The 15,804-nt window shown below is 68.9% G+C and carries 14 protein-coding genes; 8 read left to right on the top strand and 6 right to left on the bottom strand.

Going from position 1 to position 15,804, the window contains the following annotated elements; translation table 11 throughout:
* Nucleotides 1-38: 38 nt before the first annotated feature.
* Both HWX36_RS34215 and HWX36_RS34210 read left to right on the top strand, forming a co-directional pair.
* Entirely contained in the window at nucleotides 39-911 is an 873-nt protein-coding gene (locus HWX36_RS34215; protein ID WP_175958202.1) for a LysR family transcriptional regulator, read from the top strand.
* A 58-nt stretch (nucleotides 912-969) separates the two neighbouring features.
* Nucleotides 970-1,290: a hypothetical protein gene (locus HWX36_RS34210; protein WP_175958177.1), complete on the top strand. Its 321-nt coding sequence runs from the start codon at nucleotides 970-972 to the stop codon at nucleotides 1,288-1,290.
* A gap of 51 nt (nucleotides 1,291-1,341) precedes the next feature.
* Here HWX36_RS34210 and HWX36_RS34205 read toward each other — a convergent pair whose 3' ends face one another.
* Nucleotides 1,342-2,244 (bottom strand): LysR family transcriptional regulator, encoded by a 903-nt coding sequence (locus tag HWX36_RS34205; protein ID WP_175958176.1) that lies wholly within the window; start codon nucleotides 2,242-2,244, stop codon nucleotides 1,342-1,344.
* Between the two features lie 97 nt (nucleotides 2,245-2,341).
* Here HWX36_RS34205 and HWX36_RS34200 point away from each other — a divergent pair, with 97 nt between their 5' ends.
* Both HWX36_RS34200 and HWX36_RS34195 read left to right on the top strand, forming a co-directional pair.
* On the top strand, nucleotides 2,342-3,325 hold the full coding sequence (locus tag HWX36_RS34200) for an NAD-dependent epimerase/dehydratase family protein (RefSeq protein ID WP_175958175.1): 984 nt from the start codon (nucleotides 2,342-2,344) through the stop codon (nucleotides 3,323-3,325).
* A gap of 161 nt (nucleotides 3,326-3,486) precedes the next feature.
* Nucleotides 3,487-4,848 (top strand): RtcB family protein, encoded by a 1,362-nt coding sequence (locus tag HWX36_RS34195; RefSeq protein WP_244136599.1) that lies wholly within the window; start codon nucleotides 3,487-3,489, stop codon nucleotides 4,846-4,848.
* A gap of 408 nt (nucleotides 4,849-5,256) precedes the next feature.
* On the opposite strand, the gene HWX36_RS34190 is transcribed toward HWX36_RS34195, so the two are convergent.
* The 5 genes from HWX36_RS34190 to HWX36_RS34170 all read right to left on the bottom strand — a co-directional run bounded on the left by HWX36_RS34190 (nucleotide 5,257) and on the right by HWX36_RS34170 (nucleotide 10,246).
* Nucleotides 5,257-5,958, bottom strand: a complete 702-nt coding sequence (locus tag HWX36_RS34190) for a DUF2848 domain-containing protein (RefSeq protein WP_175958173.1) — start codon at nucleotides 5,956-5,958, stop codon at nucleotides 5,257-5,259.
* 49 nt (nucleotides 5,959-6,007) lie between these two features.
* Complete coding sequence (locus tag HWX36_RS34185; protein ID WP_175958172.1) at nucleotides 6,008-7,327, bottom strand: MFS transporter; 1,320 nt, start codon at nucleotides 7,325-7,327, stop codon at nucleotides 6,008-6,010.
* Between the two features lie 78 nt (nucleotides 7,328-7,405).
* On the bottom strand, nucleotides 7,406-8,092 hold the full coding sequence (locus HWX36_RS34180) for a DUF4286 family protein (RefSeq protein ID WP_175958171.1): 687 nt from the start codon (nucleotides 8,090-8,092) through the stop codon (nucleotides 7,406-7,408).
* 101 nt (nucleotides 8,093-8,193) lie between these two features.
* A complete protein-coding gene (locus tag HWX36_RS34175) occupies nucleotides 8,194-9,270 on the bottom strand; it encodes a LysR family transcriptional regulator (protein WP_175958170.1) in 1,077 nt (358 codons plus the stop codon).
* Nucleotides 9,271-9,454: 184 nt separating this feature from the next.
* Entirely contained in the window at nucleotides 9,455-10,246 is a 792-nt protein-coding gene (locus tag HWX36_RS34170) for an SDR family oxidoreductase (RefSeq protein WP_175958169.1), read from the bottom strand.
* Between the two features lie 394 nt (nucleotides 10,247-10,640).
* On the opposite strand from HWX36_RS34170, the gene HWX36_RS34165 reads away from it, so the two are divergent.
* From HWX36_RS34165 to HWX36_RS34150, 4 genes are all read left to right on the top strand, one after another.
* A complete protein-coding gene (locus tag HWX36_RS34165; protein ID WP_175958168.1) occupies nucleotides 10,641-11,519 on the top strand; it encodes a neutral zinc metallopeptidase in 879 nt (292 codons plus the stop codon).
* 171 nt (nucleotides 11,520-11,690) lie between these two features.
* On the top strand, nucleotides 11,691-12,431 hold the full coding sequence (locus HWX36_RS34160; RefSeq protein ID WP_175958167.1) for a LuxR C-terminal-related transcriptional regulator: 741 nt from the start codon (nucleotides 11,691-11,693) through the stop codon (nucleotides 12,429-12,431).
* 320 nt (nucleotides 12,432-12,751) lie between these two features.
* A complete protein-coding gene (locus HWX36_RS34155; protein ID WP_175958166.1) occupies nucleotides 12,752-14,254 on the top strand; it encodes an aldehyde dehydrogenase family protein in 1,503 nt (500 codons plus the stop codon).
* 72 nt (nucleotides 14,255-14,326) lie between these two features.
* Nucleotides 14,327-15,667 carry an aspartate aminotransferase family protein gene (locus HWX36_RS34150; protein ID WP_175958165.1) on the top strand — a complete coding sequence of 447 codons (1,341 nt, stop codon included), beginning with the start codon at nucleotides 14,327-14,329 and terminating at the stop codon, nucleotides 15,665-15,667.
* The last annotated feature ends 137 nt before the right edge of the window (nucleotides 15,668-15,804 follow it).

Here is a 15,804-nt window from a genome sequence, read left to right as displayed (position 1 = left end):
TAGGATCCATCGGATAATTCGATGGATGGGGAATGACGATGCGCGGTTTCGACCTGGATCAGTTGCGTACTTTCGCGGCGGTCGCGGACGCCGGCAGCCTGACGGCCGCCGCGCCGCTGCTGCACCTGTCGCAGTCGACGGTCAGCGAGCAGGTGCGCAAGCTCGAATCGCGCGCCGGCGTGCCGCTGTTCGTGCGCAGCAAGCGCGGGGTCGAGCCGACCCCGGCCGGCTCGCGGCTGCTGCAGCATGCGCGGCGCATCGTCGCGCTGAACGAGGCCGCGTTCGACGAAGTGCGCGGGCAGGCGATCAAGGGCGAGCTGCGCGTCGCGATCACCGATTACTACCGGACCAACGAAGTCGCGGGCCTGCTCGCGCGGCTGCGGGAGTGCTACCCGCAGCTGAGCCTGCACGTCAGCGCGATGAAGAGCGCGGATATCGAGGCGGCGCATGCGCGCGGGCAGGTCGATCTCGGCGTGGTGATGAACCTGTCGAGCGGGCCGTTCCGGCCGGCGTCGGCCGATACGCGCTGGGTGCTGCGGCGCGAGCCGCTGTCGTGGGTCGCGTCGCCGGCGCTCGCCGAGCAGTTGCCCGAGCCGCTGCCGCTCGTGCTGCTGCCGGACGACTGCATGATGCATCAGGTCGCGGTGCGCTCGCTCGACGAGCAGCACATGCCGTACCGGCTCGTGCACAGCGCGTCGGGGGTGGCCGGGCTGCAGTCGATGCTGGCGGCGGGGCTCGGGGTGGGCTGCCTGTGCGCGTCGGCGATCGGCGAGGGCATGATGCGGCTCGGCGCGAAATATCGTCTGCCGCCGCTGCCCGACGCGGTGTTTTCGCTGACGCCGCCGATGCCGGGCGAACGCGAAACCGTCACGCAGGCGCGCGAGGTGCTGTCGCGGCAATTGCTGATGTAAAACCGGGCCGCACGTCATGCGGCAGCGCGTACCTGAGAGGCGCGCCAGGGGACAAAAAATGAACGACGAACTGCAACGCCGGATGGCCGCGAAGCTGCAGGATGCGCTGGAGCGCGTGGTCGATGAACGTTCGCTGATCCACTTCCTGCGCGTGCTGGGCCACGACTGGAACAAGGAGCGGCAGCTCGAGGCCGACCTGCCGCCGTCGCCGTATGTGCGTGCCGCGCTCGGCTGGGAAAACCGCTCGATCGGCGAGTACCTGGAAGCGATGGTCGACTGGGCCGAGGCGTCGGAGGAAGGGCTGCGTTTTTACGCCATGCCGGACAATCCGTGGCGGCGCATGGCGGACATCCTGTTCGCCGGGAAAATCTACGAATAGCGCCGCTCGGGCGATGCGTTCACGTCGTTCGTGTCCGTCGCCCCGAACCGGCTATTCGACGATTTCGCCATTCACGTACGCACGCAGCCCATCGGCCAGCGCGTCGAACACCGCGCGGCAGCGCGGGCTCGATCGCTGGTCCTCGTGCATCACGACCCAGGTTTCCAACTGCATCGCGAGCCTGTCCGCCAGCACGCGCACGAGCCGTGCGTCGCGTTTCGCGAGCCCGCTCTGGCAGAAGCCGATCCCGTAGCCGGCGCGGATCATCGCGAGCTGCGCGACGTTGCTGTCGGTGCGTAGCGAGAACGCATCCCGCTTCCACTGCGGCATGCTGCGGCTCGCCGAACGGATGAACGGCGTGATCGTATCGAAGCCGATCAGCACGTGATGCGCGAGTTCGTCGACCGTCTCGGGTGTCCCGTTGCGCGCCAGGTAGTCGTCGCGCGCATACATCCCGACTTCGATTGCGCCGACGCGCTGCGCGACGAGCGCCTCCTGCGCGGGCGGCGCCATCCGCACCGCGATGTCGGCCTCGCGGTTCAGCACGTCCTGGATGCGGTCGGTCGGTGCCAGTTCGATGACGAGCCCCGGATGGTTGCGCCGCAATTGCGCGAGCATCGGCGGCAGCACTTCGACGGCGATGACGTCGCTGGCCGAGATCCGCACGATGCCGCGCACGCCGGCGCCGTGGCTCGCGGCCGCGCGTTCGAACGCGGCCGCCGCGCTGCGCAGCGCTTCCGCATGACCGCGCAGCGCGAGCGCCGCCTCGGTCGGCAGCAGGCCGGACGGTGAGCGCGTGAACAGCGTCTGGCCGAACGCGGCCTCGAGCGCCGCGACATGGCGGCCGGCGGTCGGCTGCGTGATGCCGAGTGCGCGCGCCGCGCCGGACAGCGAGCCTTCCGTCAGCACGGCGAGGAAGGTGCGATAGCGTTCCCAGTTCAGATCGGTTGTCATACATAAATGTATAGCTGATCTATCAGGTTAAGCAATTCCTTGATAGCAGAAGGCGCGCCAGAATGTGGGTCATCACGGTTCATTCAAGGAGAGCGCAATGACGACCCACGCAGGCGGGACACAGCGACAGGCACTCGTGCTCGGCGCGAGCGGCGGGATCGGCGGGGAAGTCGCGCGGCAGTTGCGCGATGCGGGCTGGCAGGTGCGTGCGCTGAAGCGCGGGCTCGACGCCGAGGTCGTGGAGCGCGATGGCATCGCATGGATGCGCGGCGACGCGATGGATCGCGACGCGGTCGTCCGGGCCGCACGCGGCTGCAGCGTGATCGTGCATGCGGTGAATCCGCCGGGCTACCGGAACTGGGCCGGGCAGGTGCTGCCGATGATCGACAACACGATCGCGGCGGCGAAGGCGGAGCGGGCGACCGTCGTGCTGCCGGGCACGGTCTACAACTACGGCGCCGATGCGTTTCCGGTGCTGTACGAAGATGCGCCGCAGCATCCGTCGACGCGCAAGGGCGCGATTCGCGTCGAGCTGGAGCGCCGGCTTCAGGATGCGGCCGGGCAAGGCGTTCGCACGATCATCGTGCGCGCCGGCGATTTCTTCGGGCCGAAGCTCACCGGCAACAGCTGGTTTGCGGCGGGGTTCGTCAAGGCCGGGCAGCCGGTTGCGGCCATCAGCGTGCCGGGACGGGACGGCATCGGGCATCAATGGTCGTATGTGCCGGATGCCGCGCGCGCGATGGTCGGGCTGATCGAGCGGCGCGACACGCTGGAACCGTTCGCGCGCTTTCACCTCGGCGGACATTGGGATGCGGACGGCACGCAGATGGCGGAGGCCGTACGGCGCGTCGCGCAGCGGCACGGGCTGCGCCCGACGGTGCGCAAGTTCCCGTGGTGGTTCGTGTGGGCCGCGGCGCCGTTCGTCACGACGCTGCGCGAATTGCTCGAAATGCGCTACCTGTGGCGCGAGCCGATCCGGCTCGACAACACGCGGGTGACCGCGGTGCTCGGCCGTGAGCCGGTGACGCCGCTCGACACGGCAGTGGAGGCGACGCTGGCGGGGCTCGGGTGTCTCAAGTGAGCAACGGCGGTCGCGAACGCAATCGCGTTCTGCTATGATCCGCGCTCCCTTCCTCGACGCTGCTGCAGGAAGGCACCCACGACCGCCGCAAGGCCGGAGGTCGCGTCGTACCTTGTTCATTTTCAGCAGCGATGTCTACTTTTCCTCGCTTGAAAAAGGCCTTGCAACGGCAAGGCATCCATGTCGACTATCACGCCGGCATCTATCACCTGCGCAATGAACTGACGCAGGCGTCCGTCCTGTTACCCGATTCGCTCCCGCTCGAGGAGAAGGCCGTTCGGCAGTTGCTCGCGTTCGCGGCAGTCCGTTCGCCGGATGGCCATCAGGGTGTGTGCAAGGCGTGCGCGACGCCCGATTTTCATCCGGGCGGCGTCGCGCCCGTCGGCTCGATCGTCGCGACCGACGACGCATTCGTGATTCCCGCCGCGATCGGCACCGATATCAATTGCGGGATGCGTCTCGTCACCACGGGCCTCAAGCGGTCGGCGCTCGCGCCGTACGAGACGGCGCTCGTCGACCGGCTGACGCGCGCGATTCTCGCGGATCGGCGCGACGTGCCCGTCGCCAGCGACGCATTTCGCGCGCTGTTCGATGCGGGCCCGGCGGCATTCGTCGATCGCGTCGCGCCGCAGGGGCTCTGGCAGCACGTCGACCGCGACCGGCTGATCGACGAGCTGGCGTCGTGCATCGGTCTCGACCGGTTCGACGGCAGCGCGAAATATGCGCCGGACGCCCATGTCGGGTCGCGCGAGGTATTCCGCGATCCTTGCCTCGGCACCCCGGGGTCGGGCAATCATTTCGTCGAACTGCAGGTGGTCGACGCGGTGTTCGATCGGCATGCGGCCTACCGTGCGGGACTCGCGAAGGACGATGTCGTCGTGATGATCCACAGCGGTTCGCGCGATGTCGGCTTCTACGTCGGGCGGCGCTGGATGGACCGGGCGCGCGCGGCGTGGCCGGCAGGCGTCAGGCATCCGGAAAGCGGCCTGTACGGCCTGTCCGGTGAGCTGGCGCGCGAATACCTCGTCGCGATGGGCACGGCTGCGCGCTATGCGTGGCTCAACCGTGTCGTGCTTGCCGAGATGGTGCGCAAGGAACTCGCGGAACTCGCCGGCGAGACCCGCTCGGCCCTCGTGGTCGACGTGCCGCATAACGTCGTGCTGCGCGAACACGGGATGAACCTCCATCGCAAGGGAGCGACACCCGCTCGCGACGGCGACTTCGCGCTGATTCCCGGATCGATGGGCGATGCGTCGTTTCTCGCGACCGGGCTCGGCCATCCCGACTGGTTGTGGTCATGCAGCCACGGCGCCGGTCGCAGCGTGCGCCGCCAGGCGGTGCGGCGGATGCGCACGGAGCAGGCGCCGGGCACGTGGCGCTGCGTCACGCTGCGCGACGAGCGCCGCATCGAGGAAGCGCCGGAAGCCTACAAGCCGATCGGGCCCGTGATCGATGCGCAGGAGCAGGCCGGCCTCATTCGCAGCGCGGTCAGGCTGAAGCCGTGGATCACGTTCAAGGCGTGACGGGCGGCGGCGTGCTCCGTGGCCGCCGTCGTTGCTTGCGCCAGGGCCGGTGATACACCGTTCGTCTAGCCGTGCCTCGGGCTGCGCCCGGGCACGGGAAAGCGTCACGGCGAACCGAATTACTCGCGGCACAACAATTTTCCACATACCGCGGCGCGTCCGATGAGCATCATGGCGGTCAACGTCGAAATAGCGAAAACGGGGGCGCAATGCTGCATTTCGGATGGAAAGTGTCGGTTGCGGGCGCCATGATGTTCGCATTGAGCGGGTGTACCAACCTGGTTGGCGTCCTGTATTGCGGCGACTCGCAGTTCGACTTTCCGGACTATCACTGCTTCCAGCCCTACTAGCGGCGGCATGGGCGGCGACAGAACGCTGTCGTGCCCGTGTTCCGCGCCTCATGGTTCGTTACGCCACGACCGGCAACACCTCCACTGCATAGCGATGCCGAAGGCTGCGCCCGAGCACCGGATCGTGCAGTTCCATCTCGAACGCATCACCGTCGCCCATCGCCGCGATCGCGCCATGCACCGCCACCGTGCCGCCATACATCGCGCCGCGCGCGGGCACCGTGCGGCGGCCGTCGAAGCGCTGCCACAGCACCTCGGGCGCCAGCAGGCCACTCACCGTGCCATGCTGGTAGGCCGACCGCTCGCCATCGCGCGAGATCAGCCACGAACGCATCTCGATCGCATCCCAATGATTCGCGACGTCCGCGTAAAGCCACGCGTCGTGGCCGAGCGGCTTCGCGCATACCTGCTTCGACACGGCAACGCCGTACGCTTCGACTTCGCGATCCGTATGATCGGAGCCGACGGTCACGAGCGTGCCGGCCGGGCTGTCGACCAGCACGCATTCGATCTCGCCGCCCGAGCGCGCACCCAGTACGCCGATCGACGGCGCCTGCGTGAGCAGCGCGGCCGACACGCGATAGAAGCAGGGCGTGGTCGACGGCGGTGCAACGCCGAGCGCCGCGAGTTCGTCGATATGTGCCTGGATCGCGGCCGGATCGCGGCCGGCCCAGCCGGCGATCACGACGCGCTCGATCCCGGCGTCGACGGTGGCCGGCGCGCGTTGCCGGGAAATCACGTTGAACGACAGGGTTGGCATGCGGGTATCCGTTTGAAGTGCGAAGGAATGAAACGGCTGGCGGCGACGCTCAATCCGCGAGCGGCTGGTGTGCGGTTTCGCGTGCGACGAGGAGCGCGGCCGACGTGACGACGAGCGCGGCGGCAACGTACAGCGATACGGCCGTCGTCGTGCCCGTCTGCCGGAACAGCGCGGCGATCACGAGCGGCGCGAAGCCGCCGCCGACGATGCCGGCGAGCGTGTACGCGAGCGACGCGCCCGCATAGCGCACGCGGGTCGGGAACTGTTCGGTCACGAACGCGCCCTGCGGACCGTACATCACGGCGTGGATCACGAGGCCGATCGCGACGGCCGCGACGATCGCGACGGGGCGCGCCGAATCGAGCAGCGCGAAGAACACGAACGCCCACACGATGCCGGCGAGCGCGCCGGCGAGATACACGGGCCGGCGGCCGAAGCGGTCCGACAGCGCGCCGAAGAACGGCACCGCGAGCGCGTTGCAGGCCGTGCCGATCATCACGGCCGTCAGTGCGACGGGGCGCGACAGGTGCAGCACGGTCGTCACGTAGGTGAGCGTGAACACGACGATCAGCGCATACAGCACGTCCGAGCCGATCCGCGATCCGCCCGCGATCAGCAGGCGCTTCCAGTGGAACTTCAGCACGTCGGCGACGGGCACCTCGGCGGTCGCGTGCGATTCGGCGAGCTGCTCGAACTGCGGCGTTTCATCGACGCCGCGCCGCAGCCAGAAGCCGAACACGACGAGCAGCGCGCTGGCCGCGAACGGCACGCGCCAGCCCCACGACAGGAAATCGCCCGACGTGGTCGACAGCGTCACGAGCGCGATGCAGCCGGTGCCGAGCAGCGTGCCGAACGACGGGCCGATCTGCGTCCACGACGCGGACAGCCCGCGCCGCTTCTGGTCGCCGTGCTCGACCGACAGCAGCACGGCGCCCGCCCATTCGCCGCCGAGCGCGACGCCCTGCACGAAGCGCAGCGCGACGAGCAGGATCGGGCTCAGGATGCCGGCTTGCGCGTAGGTCGGCAGCGCGCCCATCAGCGCGGTCGTCACGCCCATCAGCACGAGCGTGAGCATCAGCACCGCGCGGCGGCCGATGCGGTCGCCGAGATTGCCGAACACGAAACCGCCGAGCGGGCGCGATACGTAGCCGACCGCATAGGTCGAGAACGCGAGGATCGTGCCGGCCAGCGGATCGACCGACGGGAAGAACAGGTGATTGAAGACGAGTGCCGCGAGCGTGTTGTAGATCGTGAAGTCGTACCACTCGAGCGACGTGCCGATCATGCTCGCGGTCGCGAGTCGGCTGTTGCGGACGCGGCGGGGCGCGTGGGCGGCGGGCTGGGCGAGAGTGCTCATGGTGTCGGGCATGTCGTGACGGGAACGGGGTGAAGCGCCGGGACGATGCGCTGGCGTGCATCGCGCCTGCGGTGCGGCCGGCGCGGGCGATCAGGCGGGCTGGGCGGCGGCAGCGGGCTCGGTTTCGGCGTTGCCGCGTGCCGCATGCCGCGGTGCGGCGGCGCGCCACAGCAGGTCGAAGGTGCGCACGTCGTCGTGTCCGGCGAGCGAGGCGGCCACGCGGCGCGTCGCGGCCGCGTCGCTGCCTTCGATCAGCACGAGCGCATCGGCGGCCGGACGGGCGGCCGCATCGGCGCCGATCGGCGCGGACAGCTCGGGCGCGGTGCAAAAGAGCCGTGCGGCATGGATGCCCGGTTCGTGCAGCATGTCGTCGAAGCGCTCGCGCAGCGTCGGCACGTCGATGCGATCCGGCGGCAACACGAACAGCGCAAGATGCGCGCCTTCGCCGTCGCCGGCCTCGATCGTCAGTTCTCCGACGCGTCGTTGCGTGCCCGTCATGCGCTCGAAGTTCGCGAGCGACCATGCGGTCTGCTGCGTGAACGCGCGCCGGTATGCGTCGCCATGGAACACGTCGAGCGTGTCCGTCACGTACAGCGCGAGGTATTGGCGCGGGCCGCGATCCGTCGCGCGAAAGCGCCGCGCATGCGTGAAGCCGGGGATCGCGACACGTTCCTGCATGTGCTCGCGGTCGTACCACGCATTGAAATCGGCTTCGTACGCGGGGTCGATATCCGTCCAGACGCAAAGCTGGCCGTGCGGAAGGGAAAGGCGGGTCATCGCGGGGTTCCTCGTGACGGGGGGAGGTCAGGAACCTCAGTGTCCCGAAGACGGGCCGCGCCCGTCCAACAAGAAAACAAATTCGCGGTGAACAGGTTTTCTTATGAGCGGCGAGCGCGGCGTTTCGCGGGGGGCGTGGCGGGCGGTGCGGATGGCGTCGCGCGCCTGGTTTTCGTTTTTGCTTGCGTATTGGCCTTCGTCTTCGTCTTCGTCTTCGTCTGCGTCTTTGTCGCGGGACGGGCGGGTGTTTTGCCGGCGCTATCGGGCGTAGCCGCTGCCACCGGTTTTGCGTGGCTCGCGGCGGCGGCCATCGCGCGTGCGACTTCGCTGGCCAGTTCCGCGATGCGCGCGGCGACCGGCAGGCCCTGGCTGCGATAGGTCGCGACGAGCGGCAGCGCGGGGAAGTCGGGTTCGACGTCGAGCAGTTCGAGCGTACCTTCGTGCAATTCGCGACCGATGATCGCGGGCGGCAGCGCGGCCACGCCGAAGCCGTCGGCGACGAGGCGGATCATCGCGGCGACCGACGTGATGCAGTTGATGCTGGCCGGCCGCTCGACGGCCGCGAACAGCCGCTCGATCGTCGCGTGCGGCCCCGAGTGGCGCGAGAAGCTGATGATCGGGAATTCGGCCAGACGTGCGACGTCGAGCGGCTGGCCGCCGAGCCCGAGGCGCGGGCTGGCCGCCCAGCGCACCGGGAATTCGCACAGCGGCAGGTTTGTGAAATCGGGGCCCGGCACCGGGTCGGTCTGCAGGATCAGGTCGACGCCGTCGGTGCTGAGCAGGCGGATCAGGTGCAGCGTCGTGTCGCTCGTGATCTCGACGTCGAGGCGCGGATAGCGCTCGCGCAATTGCGCCATCAGCGCCGGGAACCAGCTGTGCACGATCGATTCGATCACGCCGATCCGGATCAGGCCCGCGTCGCTCGCCGTATCGATGTCGCGGCGCATTTCGCCGTCGAGCCGCACGATCCGTTCCGCGTACGCGAGCATGCGGCGCCCCGCGGGCGTGAGCGTGGCCGAGCGCGTGTTGCGATCGAACAGGCGCACGTCGAACGCCTCCTCCAGCGACGCGATGCGGCTCGATACGGCGGCCTGCGTCGTGTGCAGTTTTTCGGCGGTGAGCCGGAAGTTTTCCAGCTTCGCGAGCCAGACGAAGGTTTCAAGAAACCGGATGTTCATCGACGTTCGAACAGTGAGGCGGTGCCGGACGGGGCGGCGGGATCGGTCGATGGTAGCGGATTTTCGAGGGCGGGAAACGAGCGGGGCGCGTGGTGTGTGTGTTGGCGGTGGCGTTGGCGGTGGTAGAGGGCAGAGGGCAGTGCATGCAACGCCGCCCGCGACGCGAGCGGCGCACCCGTGCGCATCAAAGCTTGTCGAACGCGAGCGTCGGCACGTCGACGACCATCGCGCCGCCGTCTGCCACGAGCGTCGCACCGGTCACGAACGATGCGTCCGGCGACGCGAGGAACGCGCACACGGCCGCGATCTCGTCCGGCTCGGCCGCGCGCCGCAGCGGCACGTCGGCGCTGACGCGCGCATACGCGCCGTCGAGCGTGTCGCCGTGCGCCGACATCAGCGGTTCCATTTCCGCATCGGCCATCGGCGTGCGGACCCAGCCGGGGCACACCGCATTCGCCCGTACGCCGTGCGGCCCGTAGTCGCGCGCGAGCGACCGTGCGAGCCCGAGCAGCGCGTGCTTGCCGACCGTGTAGCCGCATACGCCGGGCCCGGCCGCGAGCGCCGCGATCGATGCGACCAGCACGATGCTGCCGCGCTGCGCGATCAGGTCGGGCAGGCACGCGCGTGCGCTGACGAACGCGGTGTCGAGGTTCGCGTGCATCGCGTCGCGCCACTGCGCGTCGTCGGTTTCGTCCGCGCGGCCGAGACCGTGTCCACCCGCGCACGTGATGAGTGAGTCGACGGGGCCGAAACGCTCGGCGATCTGCGGGAGGAAGCGGGCCCAGTCGGCGTTGCTCGCCGCGTCGCCGGCCAGCGCGAGGCCACCCGTTTCAGCGGCCAGCGCGTCGAGCGGCGCCTGGCGCCGCCCGATCAGCACGACGCGGTCGCCGCGGCGGGCGAAGCGGCGCGCGCACGCGGCGCCGATACCGGTGCCCGCGCCGGTGATCGCGATCGTGCGGGGTTGCGGGTGTGTCATGTCGTGCTCCGGAAAGGTGTCGTTTCCGGTCACTGTAGGCGGCGCCGGCGGGCGCCGGTATCAGCCGAAAGGATGAACGGGAGCGGCATCCGGCCGGTCCGGTCGTTGCCCATTTTGCAAAGGCTGACGATGTCCGGCGCCGAATCGCTCTATCCTCCCCATTTTTGCGACAAGTCACGAAAGCCCGGCAGAATAGCGCGGGCGGGCCGCGCATCGACGCGCGGCGCATCGGCCGGCCGATTCCGTCGTGCGAGCGGAGCGGCAGGCCGGCGATCCCGGCATCAGCGTGCCCCCGGCGCGCGCGCTGCATCGGCCGAAGGATCGTGCCACGACACTTATTGCCCGGTTGCGCGCTCGCGCGCCGGACCATCGACAAGAACAGGGAGGGCCGCCAATGAGGCTGGACGACGAAAGGGAAAGCACGAACGTCGAGGATCGCCGCGGCGCCGGCGGGTTCGGCGGCGGGCGCGGCGCGACGATCGGCATCGGCACGATCGTGGTTGCGTTCGCCGCGTCGTATTTCTTCGGGATCGACCCGCGCGTGATACTGGAAGGCGCCTCGGCGCTGCAGGGCCAGCAGCAGGCGCAGCCCGCGCCTGCGCAGCGGCAGGGCGCGCCGGCGAACGATCCGGGTGCGGTGTTCACGCGCAAGGTGCTCGGCAATATCGAGCGCACGTGGACGGGCGTGTTCAATACCCAGCTGCATGCGCAGTACCAGCCGCCGACGCTCGTGATGTTCACGAACTCGACGCCGACCGCATGCGGTACGGGCCAGACCGCGATGGGGCCGTTCTATTGCCCGGGCGACCGCAAGGTGTATATCGATCTCGGTTTCTACGACGAACTGCGCAAGCGTTTCGGCGCGGGCGGCGATTTCGCGCAGGCTTACGTGATCGCGCACGAAGTCGGCCATCACGTGCAGAACCTGCTCGGCATCTCCGACAAGGTCGACGCCGCGCGCCGGCGGGCGAGCCAGGCGCACTCGAACGCGCTGTCGGTGCGGATGGAACTGCAGGCCGACTGCTTCGCCGGCGTGTGGGCGAACAACGCGCAGCGCGCGAACCAGCGGCTGATCGAACCCGGCGATTTCGAACAGGGGCTGAAGGCGGCGGCCGCGATCGGCGACGACCGGCTGCAGCAGCAAGGGCAGGGCTATGTCGTGCCGGAAAGCTTCACGCACGGCACCAGCGACCAGCGCGTGTACTGGCTGCGGCGCGGGATGGAGTCGGGCGAGCTGAGCGCCTGCGACACGTTCGCCGCGAACGCGCGCTGAAAGCGGCGCGCGCACCGTCGCGCGCCCGCGTCGTCCCGGCCGAACGAGCCGAATCCGCCGAATCCGCCGAATCGGGGCGGTTTGCCGATTTGTGCTCACCGGCGCTTTTCGGCGCCGGTAGGCTGGCCCGAACGTCGATCTTCGATGCGTTCGCCCCCAGCCGATTCCACCATGCCGACCCCAACCATTCCCGCCGACCCGGCCGCCGCCGACTGGCCACGCGCGCTGCGCGCGTGCGTGGACGCGTTCGACGCGTTCGCGAGCCCGTCAGCGATCGTGTTCTACCGGCTCGACCAGAGCGGCGAGCCGGCCGATTTCGAGCTGTTCGGGATGCCGGAAGCGATGCATCGCACCTATGTCGCGCGCTACCGGATGCTCGATCCGCTGCATCCGTCGCGCTGCGCGGCAGGCGATCGCGCGGTCGTCACGCTTGCGTCCCAACTGCCTGACGAAAGACGCGACGCGTCTGCGTACTGGACCCGTTTCCTGCGGCGGCACGACGTGGCCGACGTCGTCGAGATCTGGCTACGCGACGCGGGGCGGACGGTCGGTGCGTTCTCGCTGCTGCGCTTCGGGGCGGGCGAAACGCGCGGCGGCGTGGCCGCCGACAGCACGGCCGGGCGGTTCGCGCCCGGCGAGATCGACGCGCTTGCGCGGCTGCAGCCCGTGGTCGAAGCCGCGCTGAGCCCGTTGCTGCGCATGCGGCGCGGGATCCACCGGATCGGCTGCGAAGAGCGGCTGACCTACCGCGAGGAGCAGATCGCGCGCCTCGTGCGCGACGGCCGCTCGAACAAGGAGATCGCCCGCGATCTCGCGCTCGGCCAGCCGACCGTCAAGACGCACCTGATGCGCATGTACCGCAAGCTCGGCGTGTCGAACCGCACCGAACTGGTCGGGGCGCTGTTCCTGTAATTCGTCGGATAATTGCGGTCCGGACTTCGAATCGATGGGGCATGGCTTCAGAAACTAGCCCTGCAATGACCGGGCATTAACCCGGTACCGGCGCGGGCATGCCCGCCCCGGTTGAGCGCGCCGGCCTGTCTGTTCGCGCGAAACCGGGCGAGTTTCCGGTCCCGGCGCGTCCCCCGTCTCCGCAACGTTCGAATCCGCCCCCTCAGCGCCCACGCGCTGCCAATTTGCGCTCACCGGGCGCGAACCCTCGTCGATACAGTCGAACGACGCCCGCGTGCCCGTGCGCATGCGGTCCAGCCACGACAATCCTCGAGACGCCCATGAGCACCACGAATTTCGTCGCTGTCAGCGACACCGTGCGCACCTTCGTTGCGCGCGACTTCGGCCTCTTCATCGACGGTGAAATGCAGCCCGCACACGCGGCTGCGCGGCTCGACGTGTACGACCCCGCGACGGGCGAGCGGCTCGCGACGGTCGCGGACGCCGACGAACGCGACGTCGACCGCGCGGTCGCCAGCGCGAAGCGCGCATTCGACACCCGTGTGTGGAGCGGCCTGCGCCCGGCCGACCGCGAACGCATCCTGCTGAAACTCGCCGACCTGATCGAGCGCGACGCCGAAACGCTCGCGCAGCTCGAAACACTGAACCAGGGCAAGTCGATTCACGTGTCGCGCGAGATCGAGGTCGGCGCGAGCGTCGAATACGCGCGCTACATGGCCGGCTGGGCGACCAAGATCACCGGCCAGACGCTCGACGTGTCGATCCCGTTCCCGCCCGGCGCGCGCTATACGGCCTATACGCGCAAGGAGCCGGTCGGCGTGGTCGCCGCGATCGTGCCGTGGAATTTCCCGCTGATGATCGCGGTGTGGAAGCTGATTCCCGCGCTCGCCGCCGGCTGCACGATCGTGCTGAAGCCATCGCCGGAAACGCCGCTCACCGCGTTGCGCCTGGCCGAACTCGCCCGCGAGGCCGGCGTGCCGCCCGGCGTGTTCAACGTCGTCACCGGCGGCCGCGTGTGCGGCGCCGCGCTCGCCAGCCACCCGTCGATCGCGAAGATCTCGTTCACGGGCTCGACCGCGACCGGCAAGCTGGTCGGCGCGGCGGCCGTGCAGAACATGACGCGTTTCTCGCTCGAGCTGGGCGGCAAGAACCCCATCGTGATGCTCGACGACATCGACGTTGCGCAGGCGCTCGACGGCGTCGCCGCCGGCGCGTTCTTCAACCAGGGGCAGGTGTGCGCGGCCGCATCGCGCATCTATGTGCACCGCAGCAAGTTCGCGCAGCTCGCCGAGGGCCTCGCGGGCGTCGCGCAGTCGATGAAGCTCGGCGCGGGCCTCGACACGACCGCGCAGATCAACCCGCTCGTCTCCGCGCACCATCGCGACAAGGTCGTCCAGCACATCGAAGGCGCGCGCCGCGCGGGCCTCACGTTCCTCGCGGGCGGCACGCCGGCCGACGACCTGCCCGGCTACTACGTGAAGCCGGCCGTGATCGCCGATCCGCATCCGGAGAGCGCGATCGTGCGCGAGGAAGTGTTCGGCCCGGTGATCGTCGTCGTGCCGTTCGACGATGCGGCCGACGCGGTGCGCCTCGCGAACGCGTCGCCGTACGGCCTTGCCGCGAGCATCTGGAGCAACGACCTGAAGCGCGTGATGAACCTCGTGCCGCAGATCGAGGCCGGCACCGTGTGGGTGAACTGCCATATCCCGCTCGACCCCTCGATGCCGTTCGGCGGCTACAAGCAATCGGGCATCGGCCGCGAATTCGGCCAGTACGCGATCGAAGGCTTCACCGAAACCAAATCCGTCTGCATCGCGCACTGACGCGCTGCGCCAACCACGACAACCTCGAACCTCGGCGATCGAGGTTCAACCGATCCGATAGGGGAGACTGCAATGAGCTACAACGAAGCGAAATTCTGGCATCCGATGGTGCACCCGAACGACATGAAGCAGCGCAAGCCGATCCGCATCGTGCGCGGCGACGGCTGCTACGTATTCGACGAACAGGGCCGGAAACTCGTCGACGGCGTCGCGGGCCTGTGGAACGTGAACGTCGGCCACAACCGCCAGGAAGTGAAGGACGCGATCGTGCGCCAGCTCGACGAGCTCGAGTACTTCCAGCTGTTCGACGGCATCTCGCATCCGCGCGCGGAAGAGCTGTCGAAGAAGGTGATCGACATGCTCGAACCGGAAGGCATGCGCCGCGTGCTGTACAGCTCGGGCGGCTCCGACTCGATCGAGACCGCGCTGAAGATCGCGCGCCAGTACTGGAAGGTGCGTGGCCAGGCCGACCGCACGAAGTTCATCTCGCTGAAGCAGGGCTATCACGGCACGCACTTCGGCGGCGCGTCGGTGAACGGCAACACGGTGTTCCGCCGCAACTACGAGCCGAACCTGCCGGGCTGCTTCCACGTCGAGACGCCGTGGCTGTACCGCAACCCGTTCACGCAGGATCCGGAGGAACTCGGCCGGATCTGCGCGGAAATGCTGGAGCGCGAGATCCAGTTCCAGAGCCCCGACACGGTCGCCGCGTTCATCGCGGAGCCGATCCAGGGCGCGGGCGGCGTGATCGTGCCGCCGGCCAACTACTGGCCGCTTGTGCGCGAGGTGTGCGACCGTTACGGCGTCCTGCTGATCGCCGACGAAGTCGTGACGGGTTTCGGCCGCAGCGGCTGCCTGTTCGGCAGCCGCGGCTGGGGCGTGCGCCCGGACATCATGTGTCTCGCGAAGGGCATCTCGTCGGGCTACGTGCCGCTCGGCGCGACGGTCGTGAACGCGCGGATCGAGGACGCGTTCGCCGCGAATGCCGATTTCGGCGGCGCGATCATGCACGGCTACACGTATGCGGGCCACCCGGTCGCATGCGCGGCCGCGATCGCAAGCCTCGACATCGTCGTGAAGGAAGACCTGCCGGCGAACGCGGCGAAGCAGGGCGCGTATCTGCTCGAAGCGCTGAAGCCGTTCGCGGAACGCTTCGCGGCGGTCGGCGAGGTGCGCGGCAAGGGGCTGATGCTCGCGCTCGACCTCGTCGCGAACAAGGACACGCGCGAGCCGATCGACCCGCTGTCCGGCTATGCGAACGCGGTCGCGGAAGTCGCGCGGGAGAACGGCGTGATGGTGCGCCCGGTCGGCACGAAGATCATCCTGTCGCCGCCGCTCGTGATCCAGCGCGAGCAACTCGACCGGATCGTCGACGCGCTCGCGGCGGGCTTCGAGGCCGTGCCGTTCGCGTGACGGCATGACGGCGTGTGCGCGTGACCGCAAACCGGCGGCGTGCGGCGTGGCCGTCGCCGCCGGTTTGCCGATTTGCGCTATGACCGGATTATTTTGCCTGCGTATTTTTTCGACATCGGATCGAGGTGTGATCGACA

Origin of the sequence: Burkholderia sp. BCC0405 (assembly GCF_902833075.1) — a bacterium.
Taxonomy (GTDB): Bacteria; Pseudomonadota; Gammaproteobacteria; order Burkholderiales; family Burkholderiaceae; genus Burkholderia.
Note: the sequence above shows the minus strand (reverse complement) of the source record. Positions and strands in the feature narration are given on the sequence as shown.

Excerpts from the sequence above, each read along its gene's own strand:
- HWX36_RS34215 (WP_175958202.1), top strand. The coding sequence starts at position 39 with ATGCGCGGTTTCGACCTGGATCAGTTGCGTACTTTCGCGGCGGTCGCG.
- HWX36_RS34210 (WP_175958177.1), top strand. The coding sequence starts at position 970 with ATGAACGACGAACTGCAACGCCGGATGGCCGCGAAGCTGCAGGATGCG.
- HWX36_RS34205 (WP_175958176.1), bottom strand. The coding sequence starts at position 2,244 with ATGACAACCGATCTGAACTGGGAACGCTATCGCACCTTCCTCGCCGTG.
- HWX36_RS34200 (WP_175958175.1), top strand. The coding sequence starts at position 2,342 with ATGACGACCCACGCAGGCGGGACACAGCGACAGGCACTCGTGCTCGGC.
- HWX36_RS34190 (WP_175958173.1), bottom strand. The coding sequence starts at position 5,958 with ATGCCAACCCTGTCGTTCAACGTGATTTCCCGGCAACGCGCGCCGGCC.
- HWX36_RS34185 (WP_175958172.1), bottom strand. The coding sequence starts at position 7,327 with ATGCCCGACACCATGAGCACTCTCGCCCAGCCCGCCGCCCACGCGCCC.
- HWX36_RS34180 (WP_175958171.1), bottom strand. The coding sequence starts at position 8,092 with ATGACCCGCCTTTCCCTTCCGCACGGCCAGCTTTGCGTCTGGACGGAT.
- HWX36_RS34175 (WP_175958170.1), bottom strand. The coding sequence starts at position 9,270 with ATGAACATCCGGTTTCTTGAAACCTTCGTCTGGCTCGCGAAGCTGGAA.
- HWX36_RS34170 (WP_175958169.1), bottom strand. The coding sequence starts at position 10,246 with ATGACACACCCGCAACCCCGCACGATCGCGATCACCGGCGCGGGCACC.
- HWX36_RS34165 (WP_175958168.1), top strand. The coding sequence starts at position 10,641 with ATGAGGCTGGACGACGAAAGGGAAAGCACGAACGTCGAGGATCGCCGC.
- HWX36_RS34160 (WP_175958167.1), top strand. The coding sequence starts at position 11,691 with ATGCCGACCCCAACCATTCCCGCCGACCCGGCCGCCGCCGACTGGCCA.
- HWX36_RS34155 (WP_175958166.1), top strand. The coding sequence starts at position 12,752 with ATGAGCACCACGAATTTCGTCGCTGTCAGCGACACCGTGCGCACCTTC.
- HWX36_RS34150 (WP_175958165.1), top strand. The coding sequence starts at position 14,327 with ATGAGCTACAACGAAGCGAAATTCTGGCATCCGATGGTGCACCCGAAC.